Consider the following 13,521-nt stretch of genomic DNA (forward strand, 5'->3'; position numbering starts at 1 on the left):
AATTGTCGACTGGCTTATTTTTTTGCTAATATTAGAGGCTTCCTAAGTGTTTTCTTAAACGCATCTTGTAGATATGCACAATCCGTTTCGATATTCAAAATATCTTCAAAGTTGTCATTAAGCAATGCTTCATCAAGGCCCATTTTAAAATTGCCATAATCAGAATAATTAACATCAAGATGATACAATGGATGCCGTCTGCCATTAGCGCGCTCCTTATCAAAATCGTATCTTATATAACAGGGCTCAAACATTATTATTTCTTCGAGCAAATTGAAAACAGCATCATTTGGAGATTGCTGTCTAAAATAAAAACCAGTCAGTGAAGGATTATGTAAGAAATTTTCATCATTTAGTATTTCGAAACATTTAGAAATTATTTCCGAATCTATGTTTACACCCCATCTTGACCGAATTGCAAGAACTTCTTCCTTTTCAATGTCAACAAATAAAGGGAACGCGAAACTTAAAAATTTGCTTTGCTTAAAAATGAATATTCTACTCATTTTGCCCACTACCAGCTTCATTGAACTTTCTGTCGACTCGTTGGGCTTTAATAATAGAAACCTTGAAACATAAAGAATACTTTTGGCATAATGAATTTTATCTCTCATTGCTGAAAAAACCTGGCCTTCTTGAAAAGGCAATAAGAATCGTGAAATTTCTTTAGCCATTTTGATCTTCCAAATATTTTAAATTATCTATTACAAATTGGGTTAAAGTTTTTTCGTCGCTCCCCATCATTCCAAGTTGCTGAGCAACTGAGAAGAGTCGGTTATGATATTTCTTTTCTATTTTTTTCTTTCTGAAAATATCCATCATTATTTCGTGGTATGATCTATCTCGATACATTTTCATAAACCGAGTCATGATCTTTTTTTGTTCTGTCTCGGAGGGCTGATCTATAACCATTTCATTCTTCCTTAAAATGTGGTCAAGTCCATCTTTAATCTCTTTGCTTAACCCTGAATTCTCGTCTTCCTTTATCAAAAAATATGTTTTTATAAATGATCGAGTAATCATTGTATAAAGAGAATTCCTATAGCTCGGTGTTTTTAGAATCTTAATTGTCACGCATATTACAAATGGAAATTCTAGCCCTTTCACATTGTTTTTATTCGAAAGGAAAATTTGATTAGGCCGTTTCGTTTTTGTTTCATAGGCCTTATTTACAGGCCATGAAAATTTTCTTTGGATACTAACTTCCAACTGATCTGCCAAATCATAGATATACCTGTAGTCGTCCAATAAAATTATTCCGATATCTTCAGGTAATACAGTCTCGTTTTCCTTCACGATGTGAGATAGTATGTCAATTATGTGCGAATCGAGATTATTTTTTGCTTCGATTATTTCGATGCTATCAAAGTCATCATCAATATCTTCAAATCTTCTCAATGGTTCACGACTAAGGTGAAGCTTTTTTCTAGCATCTACTGACACATTATAACCGCAGGCTATCCACTCATTTTCATCCAACCAGCGTAATTTCTCTTTTTCAAATAATCCCATTCCCAAGGCATGGCCGAACATTAGAGTCTTCGGATCAGTTCTATAACATTTGCCTAGGAGATAGTCTGGTTTTATAGTGTGTGCTAATTTAGCTTGATCAAAAATACTTTGAAAGATGTCGCCAGCTATGTATACATTCTTCTCAGTTACAAATTCGCAAAGCTTAAAAAAATTTTCATCAAAATCTTGACTCTCGTCTATTATTATATAACTAAAGGCATACTCTGGAGAATCATCTATGTACTTTTCTTGCAAGTCTTTTAATGCCAACTCACACGCCTTACTGAAACTCATGACGGAAGAATATCTGTAAAACGGAATACTATAAAAATGGCAGATATAAGAATAGACGCCGGAATGATAATAGCTACCTGAACCCCATGCATTCCTACACCAAAATCTTTTTTCCCAATCAATCTGCTGTTCAACTTTCATGAAGTTGAAGAAAGAAGGAATTCTTTGTCTAAGATTGTCCGAGAGCACCTTATTATGGCAAGTAAAGAATATTTTCGATTCTTGATTTTGGATGTATAGGTCCTTCAATTTATGTAATAGAAGTTCAGTTTTCCCTGTTCCGGAGAGCCCTTGAATTGTTACACGTTTTGAGTGTGGGACCTGATAGACAAATCTTGTTTGGTCGCCATCGAATAGTTGAATTTTCTGTTTGACTTTATCAAGTACAGTTTCAGGCACTTCGTCTTTTACTCGATCAACGTCATTAATACTTCCAATTAAGAGAGAGATTAGCAGGTCTACTTTTTTAATTTCAGCCGGATCCTTGAGCTTCACACTTGTAAAAAAATTTGGAATGTCTTCCAATTTTGATGGGTCTTTAATCACTTCAATCAGAACACCTTTCCAATTTCTAGGCCGCCCTACAATAGAGCGGTATAAATATTTATCAGATATGGAAGTCAAATCCTCAAGAAAATCTTCAACGTAGTTTTCAAACTTATGCCTGCCTTGTCCAAAGTCGACAACCGAAATTTTATGTCTAGGAGACAATAAAATTAAAGCGTCTTGGTAGTCGTAGCTATATTTTTGATCTAACGGCCCACTGATAACATACACTAATTGCTTTTTAGTTTCTGAATAGATTTCGAGATCTTTTAATAAAGTGTCATCTAGTCCTCCGCTCGAAATCTGCGAAAAAAAATAACTTGTCATTGTTTGAATTTAATGCTCGACAAAATAAATATTTTGGTTGGGTACCTAACGTTGACGTATTGCGAAATTTAGTCTAAAGGTGCCGTATCGACCGCTCCCAAATTATTGATTGGAGTTACTCGAAATAAAGTTGGTTCAAATTTATAAAATGGCTTCAATTGAGTTTCGCAATTGATAAAATAAATTTCTGCCTTTTGGGTTTCCAAATTAAGATTATATACTCTGTAAATGAAATAGTTTTTTAGTGTATTCATCATTCGAATTTCGGTTTCTGTTAGGTAGAATGGGGCCTGCGAGCCTTGAGTAGTTGATTTAACCTCAATATACTTGCGTTCTCTATTGTCACAATATGAAAGTATATCGTATCCGAAGGAATCGGATTCCTTCGAAACGTGGATAACATTCCGAATTAAATCATTTAAACCTAGTCGAGCCAATCGCTTTACTTCATAATTAAGTACAATCAATTCTCCAATCGCTCCTATTTCCGTTCTATTTTTATTTAATTGCTCGAAATCGATTTTTTCTCCAATAATTATATTCTCAACCTCATTACTAATTTTAGTTTGATCATTACCTTTTTCGCCTGATGGTTTATCGTATACTTCATTTTGAAAATTACTTTCTAATTTTTTGAAAATTGATTTTTTAATGATGGACAAAGCTTTTGTCTTGGCTTTATTTATACCTCGCCAAAGCGGTTCTCCTACTTCAGTCGTCGATAAGGAATGTAGTTTTTTTTCTTCGCTGTCTACTCCATTTAAAGAGGTGATTTCTTCTCGATCAGAATCCTGCTCTTTAAAATCAATTTGTGGAAAACTTTCACTGGCTAAATTGCTTCTGAATTCATAACCGTTCTTAAGATTACTAATTTTAAGATGGATAGCTTTTTTCGCATTTTCATGGTCGAGAATCTCGAGCCATGTTTTCGGGTTGAGTTTATAATATCCTATCAAGAATTTTTCCACAAGCTCTCCCAAATAAATTCCTATCAGTGAACCATATACTAATGCTATGAAGGCCCATAAAGCTTTACTATCGGTTTCGACCAGAAAGAAAGTAAGCGTTGCTGAAGAAATACCACTAATTAGAAAACAAATCAGAAAAGAATTGTGTAGGATTTTCAGTTGTTTCTTTAGTTTGCTAATTTGAAAGTCCTTTTCTTCTAATTTTTTCAACTGAAGTATTAAGTCTTCCATTTACATTAAACTTTAATAAACCAGCTGAATGTACAAAATCCGCCTTAAATACAATAAAAGGCCGGCATTCATCTGCCGGCCCCGTTTGAATCAAACCAATTAATTGTTGAATCCAAAGATAAGATTACCCGAATAGAAAAGAGCGTTGAAAACGCCGGTGTTTTGCCGTTTTTTTCTCGCTGAAATTGGGAAAATCACCGTTTCCTCTTCAATAAAAAGTCGTATCTGCCATTAATTAAGTCGCACATTGAAATATCCAGTCCATTTTGGATTTTCAAAAACCTTTTTGTTGGCTTACCTCTATAGTGCGTTCTGAACTTTTTTGTACCAAATTGTCGTTCTGCTTTCATCCTCACTTCAAGCCTACGCAATAACTTGTCTAAGGGTGAACCTGTTATCCAAGGTTTTCTTTCGTACTTCGGGATAATAAATTCTTCTTGGCAAAAATATAGCTTATGCTTCCTCTTCTTTGTAATCGGACAAATAAAAAACCATCGAACCCCTCCGGGATTACCGCCAATTTTTTCGCAAATCATTTCAACTCTGGGAAGCGAATTAATGAGTACAAAAATTCGTTTTTTGTCGTCCCTTGATTCAATATTGAGTTCTCGCCGAATTGTCGAAGCCTTTATTACCCCTTCCATATATCCTAAAATTTATCAGCATACCATATTGCTTGTGGTAAAAATGCCTTTACTCTTTCGATGTTCTTTTGAGAATGATTGGTAATTGCCAGCCATAAATATTCCGGGTACTCTATACTGCAAATGACAGCCGACCTACAATCATTAACAATAACACATTTCTTTTCAGGGTATGACTTAAGTAAATGTTCCCCATACAAATGGTTGTGTTCGTCCCGCTCATAACTTAACCGATCTTGCATGAATACTTTTTTTTGACTAGATTGATCTGCCTCGCCCGTTAATGGGTCAATACTGATTATTAGACCTCCAATAACATTCATCAACTTGTCAATTTGCCAAAAAATTGTGGCAGCTTTTTCCTTCGCGCGTCCGAGGAAATACATTTTACGCACCCTCTCCATTTCAAATTGTCCATACTTCTTAACTAGATAGGCAAGAAAGCCGTTTTGATTTTCCAAAGGCTGATTCGGACTTATCAACATTGCTTTTTCCATAATCGAAAAAGGTATTCCCTTTTCAAGGGTTCTTTTATAGTCTTCAGTTGAAAATTCATAACTACATTCAGGTAAAATGCACCTGCCAATTTTATCGCTAAAAAGCATTTTAATAATTGGTTTGAAGTTTTGATAAGAGGTTTTACCACATTTAGGACATATTGCCAATATTGGAAGATTGATTGTTTTTTGTAAAATCATTTTTTTTCGATTTAATAATTAAGATGTTTTTTTTAAATCACTTGATGCACTTCGCGCACTCTTTGTAAGCGTGCACGAAGTGATCTAAGTGATCGAAAACTAACTTGATTTTTTTGCGTACACTATATTCCCATAATTCATTTTATGGGTATGAAAGCCGGCATTTCTTAGCCGTTCGCTAAACGTTCTTTTTGAACAGGCATAATAGCCGCTTTCATTACAATAAACCCTATACAGTTCGAACAGTCGTTTAAACTCGATTGTATCATTGGGAGATTTCTGATATCCCTCATCATCCAAAAACATTAACACGCTGTCTGATTGTAAACGAAAGGACTCGACCTGTTGTTTAACGGCTTTGCTTTCTGTGAATCGCTTGTTTTTTAGTAGCCTATTTAAGCCGTCTAAAACCCAATTAAATACACCACTTAATTCCGCATCTATGATCTTTTTGGACAACTCCTTGTCTTGTTCATGTTCGGGAATAGTGACGTCAAAAGGAACAATTTGCCAGCGTCTGAAAAAGCCGTTTGAGTTTTCTGTTTCTTTAGGAAGTTCATTTGTGCTAAAAAGCAGACGAGCATAATTTTCCATTGTAAATGGGCTTCCATAAATAAATCGCGCTTCTACACTTTCTCCGCTCGCCAACTGTTTAAAAATGCCCTTATCAAGCCTACCTGAAATCTCTGTACTCAAATTGAGAAGCTTATTGCTCAGTTCGGCGCGAGAATAACCTTTAGGGTCGGTTATACTTTCCAGCGAAAACCTGGAGACATTGTCAGGACCTAAAAGCGCACTTAAAACCTCAATAAAAACGCTTTTACCATTTGCACCACCGCCATAAAGAAGCAATACTTTCTCTAGCTTTAATTTCTTTGCATCAACAAATACATAGCCTAAGTATTCCTGAAGTATCATTTGTTCTTCCCTGCCGGGTAAAACTTTGTCCAAAAAAATATGGAATAGGGGTGAATTTGCAGCTGAATTGTATTCAAAAGGTAACTGATGAGTAAGGAAATCTTCTGCTCTATGTTCTCGAAGTTTTTGTTCGTATCCCTCGACTTCAAACGTACCATTTTTACAATTCACCAATGTTTTGCCATTCACGCGTTCTGGCGGCGGCAAATAAGACACAGCTTCAAATTGTTTCAAAAGATCAAGTCTGAATGTATAAAATCTTGCGTCGGCCTGTGGTACTCCAAGCATTTCGGCTGCACGACCAAAAAAATCTTGTAATAGTTCACGGTCAATTATCTTCCAATACTCGCCATTATACAAATATGTTTGTCCATTATTTCGGCATAACTGCCAGCCTTGCTCTTTTGCTGATTTTAATATTTCTTCGATAGCATAAACAATGAAATGCTTTCGTTGAAGTTTGTCTTGACCCTCAAGGCCAGCTAGTTGTCGGAATTCAATTTTTTTCAGCTGAACCAATAGCTTTGACAAAATCTGTTCGTGGGCTATTGGAAGAGGTAACACTGTAGAGGCATTGCTTTTCTCAATTGTAATCATGCTGCCCTCCTGCTTAAAAAGTTGTCAATCTCATTAGCTGTTTCCTTATTGGTTAGCTTTTTAGCCGACTTTATCCAATTATCTAACTCCGACGTAGAGAAATAAAGTCTCTTGCCTTTTTTGCAAACTGGTATTGCAGCATTTGAAACATACTTGTAAATCGTAGCAACCGAAAGTTTCAAATACTTAGCCGTTTCTTCGATGGTCATTAAGGAATCATTTTTAACTGCGCTTGAGGTTGTGTAATTCCTGATTAGAGTTTCAAGCGAATCGATTTTCGAGTGTAGGCACTCAATTGCTTGCGGCATTTGTTCGAGGGTTAGCATAGAAGTCTACCTCCTTTTCTGTCAAGGGACATTGATTTCGTTGGGAATGCTTGTGCTTCGTGGGCAGGGATTAAAAATGCTTTCATAAAAAAATAAATTTCATGCAAGCTAAATGCAGAAATGAAATAGTTAAAGCATGGATTTTCCACAAAGCGCGGAGAACTTTTAATAACGGTGAAATATAGCCGTAAAACGTTTAAAATTGTTCAAAAAAGTAAAATATGCACAGTATGTGCAAAGAAGAAAATAAGTGGGATTATATCTAATTTTTAAAAGCAGTAAGCGCGTCCGTAGTCTCATGAATCGCCTTCTCTTCGAATCCAGCAAGGTAGCTTTTTGTTGTCTTCAGATCGCTGTGACCTAAAGCGTCGCTGATGAATTCCGTAGGAGCACCGGAACGCTTCAAAATAGTTGCGAAGCTGTGACGAGCAAAATAAGTGGTAACATTTTTTTCAATTCCCAACTTGTCGGCAATCCGTTTCATGTACTTATTAATCAGGCGCGTGACCAGTTGAATTGTGTTACGCTGTTGCTCAGCAGTCATACCCTTTTTAAGATGTGGGAAAATAAAGCTGCCGGGGTCGACAGATGGTATGCCATGTTTTAACACAATGGCCTTGGCTTCAGGCTTAAATGATACAGTAATTTTTTCAGCTGCTTTTTTGCTCCTTTTAGTTTTAGCTCTCTCAAAAGTTAGTATATCCCCGGCGATATCTTTTCGTTTTAATAAACATAGGTCTTTTACGTTTAAACCATTACACAGATAACTGAATATCCAATAGTCCTTCGCCATTTCTTCGCTGGTATTGGTAGACGCGGGATATTCAAAAATTCTTCCGATTTCTTCGATCGTTAAAGCCTTTTTGATATTCCGTCCAGAGGGAATGGTAAAATCTTTGAAAGGGTAAATACTTTTATCAATCTTAGCTCGGTTAAAAATGGCCCGCAAGCTTCTTAAATATATTCCTGTTGTTGTCTGGCTCTTCCCATTTTTACTCATCCACTCTACATACTTCGACAATATTGCTTTCGTAACATCGACATATTTCAGCCCGGGTTTGAAAGATTCGAAATTATTTCTTGCGCATTCATAAGAAACTGCTGTCCCGATTCTGTCTTCATTCTTCAATTCGGCAATGTATCGATCGAATCCCGCTTTTATACTGTCTGCCGCTTCCCGGTTTTGCAAAAAACTTTCTTCGAACCTCGAAAAAGTGAAAATGCCGATGCTATCAATACACTGATTGGCCTTCGTCTCAAAAGCTAAAATTCGATTGTACATCGCTTTTTCAGAGTCGTTTCTTCTCTTTGCATTAAATAAACGCCTGAAATCGTCTGACAGCAAACTTATCCCCGTTGGGTAGTACTTCTTTTTTCGTTGATAAGTTACTCTTATCGTAACGGAGCATTTACCGTCTTTCTGAGGATGATATTCATTAATAAATGCTTTCGCTGTTGCTGTTGCCATAATAGGGTACTTTGATTGCGACACATTCGCGACACAAAATAGGAAAGAATCGAGAAAAAAGCGAAGAAATAAAAAATGAAATATTCACATGAAATCCATGCCTGCCTTGAGTTGTAGCCGTTTATTACATCGTTATTATTTGTTTGTTTGTATAGGTGAATATGACTGTTAATCAGAGGGTCACTGGTTCAAGTCCAGTCTGAGGAGCAAACCCCGCACGAAATGTGGGGTTTTGTATTTGAATGAACTGGCAGGTTTATATACTTTATTCTCCAAAGCTGGATCGATATTATACGGGTTGTACATCCGACCTTGATTTAAGAATAGAAAAACATAGAAATCATTTTTTCGGCAATACAGTATTTACGACTAAAGCTGAGGACTGGGAAATTTTTTTGACAATGATATGCAACGGGGAAAAGCAGGCAAAGTCAGTAGAGCTCCATATCAAAAAAATGAAGAGCAAAAAGTACATTGAAAATTTGAAGGCATTTCCGGAGATGGTTGAAAAACTATTGACCCGATATGTGATCTGACTGTTAATCAGAGCCCCGATAGCTATCGGGGTGGTTCAAGTCCAGTCTGAGGAGCAAACCCCGCACGAAATGTGGGGTTTTGTATTTGAATGAACTGGCAGGTTTATATACTTTATTCTCCAAAGCTGGATCGATATTATACGGGTTGTACATCCGACCTTGATTTAAGAATAGAAAAACATAGAAATCATTTTTTCGGCAATACAGTATTTACGACTAAAGCTGACGACTGGGAAATTTTTTTGACAATGATATGCAACGGGGGCAACGGGGAAAAGCAGGCAAAGTCAGTTGAGCTCCATATCAAAAAAATGAAGAGCAAAAAGTACATTGAAAATTTGAAGGCATTTCCGGAGATGGTTGAAAATTGCTTCTTACTCAGCAAGTGATTGAACTCTTATGAGGCCCTTCAACTAATAGCATGACTAAAATCCAGTTTATGGAGAGTACGATCAGCAGAGTACAATTTTTCTTGCCTTTTTTCTGGCGTCAGACAGTTTATTACAATTATACCACTAAGTTCTAAATCATTTACAATTACAGTTGAACGCGAAGAATTTAGTCGTTTATTTAATAGCCAAGCCTCAGCATGTCCGCGTATTCATTGGGTAGTGGACTTTTCTCGACCCCTTTTGCAGCCTTTTCCACATCATATTCGAATCGGATAAACTCAACTTGAATAGCATCTTTGTTCAAAATACTGCTGTCCGGGTTTATCGTCAGCATTACATAACAACCATTTGGATTTTTGTCTTTCGGCTTTCCCACAGAACCAATATTTATAGCATGCCGAAAATGTTGATCGTTTCCAGGCTCAGAAGGAAGAATTCTGTGATAAGGTTTATGTGTATGTCCGAAACACATGATGTCAGCATCCGCTTGCTCCATTATTCTTAACAGACTTTTTTCATCCCGGTCCTCAAACAGATATTCATTTATTTTTCTTGGACTACCGTGTACTAAAAGCAAATTCAGTTTGTCGTTATTCAACTGAAATTCTACACGGATGTGTGAGGGTAACGTTCTGAGATATCTTCTTTCGTCAGGTTTTACTAATGAGTTTGTATACGAAATGGAAATTTTACCCATGTCTTTTTCCGTTTCTGTTTTGTATGCGCACCCGCATTCATCGCTCATTAACCCAATTCCCTGGTCATAGTTGCCGGCAATAGTAGGTATTCCCCTTTTCCGGATTTCATTAATCACTTCATTTGGCCAAACGTTGTAGCCTACCAGGTCTCCTAAACAATAAACCGCATCAGCATTTCTGGTTTCCAGGTCTGCAAAAAAAGCTTGCAAGGCAGGGAGGTTTGCATGTATATCGCTGAACAATGCAATTTTCATTGGAATAATTTTTATGCGTTCTGTAATTTGTTTATTGGATAATATTTTCTTTTAAACCAATAGGCAACGTTAACGAGGGAGATTAACGCGGGTACTTCAACCAAAGGGCCAATCACACCTGCAAATGCTTGTCCGCTGTTTATTCCAAAAACTCCAATGGCAACAGCGATAGCCAATTCAAAATTATTTCCCGCAGCAGTAAAAGCAATCGAAGTGTTCACTGAATAATCGGCTCCGAGCCTCTTACCCATATACAGGCTGATCAAAAACATTATTGCAAAATAGATTGCCAGCGGGACCGCAATCCGGACTACATCCAATGGGAGCTGTACAATTACTTTACCCTTCAAACTAAACATCACTATTATAGTAAATAGTAATGCAATTAAGGTTACTGGCGAAATCAAGCGGATAAAATGCTCATTGTACCAATCAGGTCCTTTTAACCGGATTAAAGTGTACCTGACAACAAAACCCGATATAAATGGAATTCCTAAATATATGGCAACACTTTCAGCAATTTGTCCGATCGAAATATTAATTGTTGTCGACCGTAAACCGAATAAAGGAGGTAAAACGGTAATGAAGATATATGCGTAAAAACTATACAACAGAACCTGAAAAATGCTGTTCATTGCTACAAGGCCGGCTGCATATTCCCGGCTCCCGCCCGCAAGCTCATTCCAGACAATTACCATTGCAATGCAGCGAGCAAGACCAATCAGAATCAGTCCTATCATGTATTCCGGGTATCCGCTTAAAAAAGTGATTGCCAGGAGAAACATCAGGATCGGTCCAATAACCCAATTCAGCAACAAAGACATCCTTAAAATCTTTGCGTCTTTAAATACTTCCTTAAGCGTTTCAAATTTCACTTTTGCAAATGGTGGAAACATCATCAGGATTAATCCTATCGCTAAAGGAATATTGGTTGATCCGCTCGAAAAGGAATTAATAAAATCTCCGGAATCTGGAATGTAATAGCCAATGCCAACTCCAATTAACATCGCCATGAATATCCATACTGTTAAGTATCTATCGACAAAGCCAAGTCTTTTCCTTCCGTTAGCAGGGGCGCAATTATTTGCTGACATAAGATTATATCTGCTTTGCAGTACTGATTTCAATTGCCGGCGTCTGACGGTTTTTTTCTAGACTCCACATTTGTGAACTGGTAAAAGACTCCTGACCACATTTGTAATTGTTAACCATTTCTTTGCCATCTACGGAAAAAGAAGTTTGGCAATAGTCGACACAACATTGCGCCTCTGATGCAGTTGTTTGATAATTGTTATTCATGATTTAAGTTTTTACGTATTTGAGAATGAGGTAATCCTGATTAATTGCAGCAACCGGGTTCGCAGCAACTTTTGTCTTGCGTCTTTTCAGCATAAACAGTTATACTGGTTATACCGGTACCGCTATTTCTGAATTCCTGAATTTCTGTTTCTGTCAAATAATTTCTAAGAATATCATCCGGGATACGTATAGCCTTATTTTTTTGAACCAGGATATTTTTAAATCCATTTTCCTCAATCAATTCCAGATACACTTCCTTTTGAATTGCACCCGATACGCAACCCGCGTACATTTCTGCAGCTTCTTTTATCTTTTCTGGCAAGGGACCATCAAGGACGATATCGGAAATTGAAAAATGTCCCCCGGATTTCAGAACCCGGAAAATGTCTTTTATCACTGCATCTTTGTTTGGCACCAAGTTCAGGACGCAATTACTTACAATCACATCAGCGGTATTAGCGGATACTGGCATATTTTCAATATCTCCCTGCCTGAATTCTACATTGTGAAATCCTCTCTTTTCTGCGTTTATACGTGCTCTTTCAATCATTGCAGGTGTAAAATCAATCCCAATAACTTTTCCTGTTTCTCCGGTCTCATGTCGTGCAATAAAAGCATCATTACCGGCTCCGCTTCCCAGGTCAATTACTACGTCTCCTTTTTTAATCCTGGCATACTGTGTAGGTAATCCGCATCCCAACCCTAAGTCTGCATCTGGGTTGTATCCTTCCATTGTTGAATAATCATCTGACATAATATTGTAAACCTCGTCACTGCAGCATCCGGACCCGCAACAGGAGCTTTGATTTGTTTCTTTGTCCTGGCGTGCTATTTCTGAATATTTCTGCTTTACCATATCCTTTAATTGTTCCTGAGTTTGCATTGTTCGTTATTTTAAATGTTAATCGAAATATTACGATGAATCCGTGCAAAAAAAAGGTTTAACAACCTTTACATCCTTTGTAGCTGTCAAACAATTGATTAATCCAGATTTGCGCCTGTTTCCATTCCTTTTCGTCAATGCAATAGCACACCTTCACTCCTTCTATTTCTCCCGTGATTAATCCAGCCTCCTTTAGTTCTTTCAAATGCTGTGAAACGGTACTTTGCGAAAGAGGTAATTCATCAACGATGTCCCCGCATACACAAGACTTTTGTTTAGCCAGGTAATTAAGGATTGCTATTCTGGCCGGATGGCCTAAAGCCTTTCCATACTTTGCCAGTTTGTTTTCCTTCGCGTTAAATACTTCCGTTTTTGTTGCTCCCATATCTATCGCAATATTACGATATATATTTTTGAATTGCCAAATTTTTTTTGAGTTGTTTTAGTTCCGCTCCAATTACCAGCGGAGTTTAAAGCCCACTTGCCTGAATCATGGGTAGAAATCGTTCGGATTCCTGTCAGGGACAGTAGCGGGCGTACAAAAAAATATAGGATCTTTTGTAAACCTTGGGTTCAAAATCCTGGACTTTATTGCTTATTTCGATTCAGTCTCCATTTTTACCAAACCTTAAAAATCTCCCTGCTTCCTGAGACATACATTTCATTCATGTCTTTAAACTTCTCCATCACCTTTTTCTCTTCTTCGCTCTCGCCCATTGACTTCATACCTTCCTCATATGAAGCAAGGTTTTCAAAACTGGAAGCAATAATGACACGGTGATACTGCCCTGTCATATCAGTCATTACGGTAACATTTTTTTGTGGTGCAACGTCGGCCCTTTCTTTAAAAAGTTTTGCAATTTTGGATGCATTGCCTGGCTTACAAATAAAAATGTCATGAACAACAATCATAAAATATATTTTAGTTGA

15 protein-coding genes are annotated in these 13,521 nt (G+C 37.1%); 2 read left to right on the forward strand and 13 right to left on the reverse strand.

Annotation, left to right across the window (positions count from 1 at the left end):
* Positions 1–14: 14 nt before the first annotated feature.
* The 8 genes from P2W82_RS05855 to P2W82_RS05885 all read right to left on the reverse strand — a co-directional run bounded on the left by P2W82_RS05855 (position 15) and on the right by P2W82_RS05885 (position 8,529).
* On the reverse strand, positions 15–674 hold the full coding sequence (locus P2W82_RS05855) for an STM2766 family helicase-associated protein (RefSeq protein ID WP_336514915.1): 660 nt from the start codon (positions 672–674) through the stop codon (positions 15–17).
* Positions 667–2,679: an STM2767 family DEAD/DEAH box helicase gene (locus tag P2W82_RS05860; protein ID WP_336514916.1), complete on the reverse strand. Its 2,013-nt coding sequence runs from the start codon at positions 2,677–2,679 to the stop codon at positions 667–669. The genes P2W82_RS05855 and P2W82_RS05860 overlap by 8 nt, the downstream gene beginning before the upstream one ends.
* Before the next feature lie 68 nt (positions 2,680–2,747).
* The gene (locus P2W82_RS05865; RefSeq protein WP_336514917.1) at positions 2,748–3,878 is read right to left on the reverse strand and encodes a protein NO VEIN domain-containing protein; all 1,131 of its coding nucleotides are present in this window, start codon (positions 3,876–3,878) and stop codon (positions 2,748–2,750) included.
* Positions 3,879–4,072: 194 nt separating this feature from the next.
* Positions 4,073–4,522 (reverse strand): hypothetical protein, encoded by a 450-nt coding sequence (locus tag P2W82_RS05870; protein ID WP_336514918.1) that lies wholly within the window; start codon positions 4,520–4,522, stop codon positions 4,073–4,075.
* Positions 4,523–4,527: 5 nt separating this feature from the next.
* Positions 4,528–5,220: a DUF6371 domain-containing protein gene (locus tag P2W82_RS05875; RefSeq protein ID WP_336514919.1), complete on the reverse strand. Its 693-nt coding sequence runs from the start codon at positions 5,218–5,220 to the stop codon at positions 4,528–4,530.
* A 99-nt stretch (positions 5,221–5,319) separates the two neighbouring features.
* Positions 5,320–6,735, reverse strand: a complete 1,416-nt coding sequence (locus P2W82_RS05880) for a DNA primase family protein (protein ID WP_336514920.1) — start codon at positions 6,733–6,735, stop codon at positions 5,320–5,322.
* The gene (locus tag P2W82_RS24785; RefSeq protein WP_419555701.1) at positions 6,732–7,061 is read right to left on the reverse strand and encodes a helix-turn-helix domain-containing protein; all 330 of its coding nucleotides are present in this window, start codon (positions 7,059–7,061) and stop codon (positions 6,732–6,734) included. The genes P2W82_RS05880 and P2W82_RS24785 overlap by 4 nt, the downstream gene beginning before the upstream one ends.
* Positions 7,062–7,323: 262 nt before the next feature.
* Positions 7,324–8,529 carry a site-specific integrase gene (locus P2W82_RS05885; protein ID WP_336514921.1) on the reverse strand — a complete coding sequence of 402 codons (1,206 nt, stop codon included), beginning with the start codon at positions 8,527–8,529 and terminating at the stop codon, positions 7,324–7,326.
* A gap of 242 nt (positions 8,530–8,771) precedes the next feature.
* Between P2W82_RS05885 and P2W82_RS24790 the strand changes: the two genes are divergently transcribed.
* Together P2W82_RS24790 and P2W82_RS24795 are read left to right on the forward strand one after the other, a co-directional pair.
* Positions 8,772–9,065 carry a GIY-YIG nuclease family protein gene (locus P2W82_RS24790; protein WP_419555702.1) on the forward strand — a complete coding sequence of 98 codons (294 nt, stop codon included), beginning with the start codon at positions 8,772–8,774 and terminating at the stop codon, positions 9,063–9,065.
* Positions 9,066–9,154: 89 nt separating this feature from the next.
* The gene (locus tag P2W82_RS24795; protein ID WP_419555703.1) at positions 9,155–9,454 is read left to right on the forward strand and encodes a GIY-YIG nuclease family protein; all 300 of its coding nucleotides are present in this window, start codon (positions 9,155–9,157) and stop codon (positions 9,452–9,454) included.
* Between the two features lie 181 nt (positions 9,455–9,635).
* Here the strand turns inward: P2W82_RS24795 and P2W82_RS05890 are convergent, their stop codons facing one another.
* The 5 genes from P2W82_RS05890 to P2W82_RS05910 all read right to left on the reverse strand — a co-directional run bounded on the left by P2W82_RS05890 (position 9,636) and on the right by P2W82_RS05910 (position 13,503).
* Entirely contained in the window at positions 9,636–10,409 is a 774-nt protein-coding gene (locus P2W82_RS05890; protein ID WP_336514922.1) for a metallophosphoesterase family protein, read from the reverse strand.
* Between the two features lie 11 nt (positions 10,410–10,420).
* On the reverse strand, positions 10,421–11,503 hold the full coding sequence (gene arsB / locus P2W82_RS05895) for an ACR3 family arsenite efflux transporter (protein ID WP_336514923.1): 1,083 nt from the start codon (positions 11,501–11,503) through the stop codon (positions 10,421–10,423).
* Between the two features lie 245 nt (positions 11,504–11,748).
* Positions 11,749–12,591, reverse strand: a complete 843-nt coding sequence (locus tag P2W82_RS05900; RefSeq protein WP_336514924.1) for an arsenite methyltransferase — start codon at positions 12,589–12,591, stop codon at positions 11,749–11,751.
* 58 nt (positions 12,592–12,649) lie between these two features.
* Positions 12,650–12,976, reverse strand: coding sequence for an ArsR/SmtB family transcription factor (locus P2W82_RS05905; protein ID WP_336514925.1), 327 nt, complete (start codon positions 12,974–12,976; stop codon positions 12,650–12,652).
* 233 nt (positions 12,977–13,209) lie between these two features.
* Complete coding sequence (locus P2W82_RS05910; RefSeq protein WP_336514926.1) at positions 13,210–13,503, reverse strand: hypothetical protein; 294 nt, start codon at positions 13,501–13,503, stop codon at positions 13,210–13,212.
* Between the last annotated feature and the right edge of the window lie 18 nt (positions 13,504–13,521).

Origin of the sequence: Pollutibacter soli (genome assembly GCA_029269725.1) — a bacterium.
GTDB lineage: Bacteria > Bacteroidota > Bacteroidia > Chitinophagales > Chitinophagaceae > Pollutibacter > Pollutibacter soli.

What these genes read in the sequence shown, in the direction of transcription:
- P2W82_RS05855 (WP_336514915.1), bottom strand. Translation starts at nt 674, where the DNA reads ATGGCTAAAGAAATTTCACGATTCTTATTGCCTTTTCAAGAAGGCCAG.
- P2W82_RS05860 (WP_336514916.1), bottom strand. Translation starts at nt 2,679, where the DNA reads ATGACAAGTTATTTTTTTTCGCAGATTTCGAGCGGAGGACTAGATGAC.
- P2W82_RS05865 (WP_336514917.1), bottom strand. Translation starts at nt 3,878, where the DNA reads ATGGAAGACTTAATACTTCAGTTGAAAAAATTAGAAGAAAAGGACTTT.
- P2W82_RS05870 (WP_336514918.1), bottom strand. Translation starts at nt 4,522, where the DNA reads ATGGAAGGGGTAATAAAGGCTTCGACAATTCGGCGAGAACTCAATATT.
- P2W82_RS05875 (WP_336514919.1), bottom strand. Translation starts at nt 5,220, where the DNA reads ATGATTTTACAAAAAACAATCAATCTTCCAATATTGGCAATATGTCCT.
- P2W82_RS05880 (WP_336514920.1), bottom strand. Translation starts at nt 6,735, where the DNA reads ATGATTACAATTGAGAAAAGCAATGCCTCTACAGTGTTACCTCTTCCA.
- P2W82_RS24785 (WP_419555701.1), bottom strand. Translation starts at nt 7,061, where the DNA reads ATGCTAACCCTCGAACAAATGCCGCAAGCAATTGAGTGCCTACACTCG.
- P2W82_RS05885 (WP_336514921.1), bottom strand. Translation starts at nt 8,529, where the DNA reads ATGGCAACAGCAACAGCGAAAGCATTTATTAATGAATATCATCCTCAG.
- P2W82_RS24790 (WP_419555702.1), top strand. Translation starts at nt 8,772, where the DNA reads ATGAACTGGCAGGTTTATATACTTTATTCTCCAAAGCTGGATCGATAT.
- P2W82_RS24795 (WP_419555703.1), top strand. Translation starts at nt 9,155, where the DNA reads ATGAACTGGCAGGTTTATATACTTTATTCTCCAAAGCTGGATCGATAT.
- P2W82_RS05890 (WP_336514922.1), bottom strand. Translation starts at nt 10,409, where the DNA reads ATGAAAATTGCATTGTTCAGCGATATACATGCAAACCTCCCTGCCTTG.
- arsB (WP_336514923.1), bottom strand. Translation starts at nt 11,503, where the DNA reads ATGTCAGCAAATAATTGCGCCCCTGCTAACGGAAGGAAAAGACTTGGC.
- P2W82_RS05900 (WP_336514924.1), bottom strand. Translation starts at nt 12,591, where the DNA reads ATGCAAACTCAGGAACAATTAAAGGATATGGTAAAGCAGAAATATTCA.
- P2W82_RS05905 (WP_336514925.1), bottom strand. Translation starts at nt 12,976, where the DNA reads ATGGGAGCAACAAAAACGGAAGTATTTAACGCGAAGGAAAACAAACTG.
- P2W82_RS05910 (WP_336514926.1), bottom strand. Translation starts at nt 13,503, where the DNA reads ATGATTGTTGTTCATGACATTTTTATTTGTAAGCCAGGCAATGCATCC.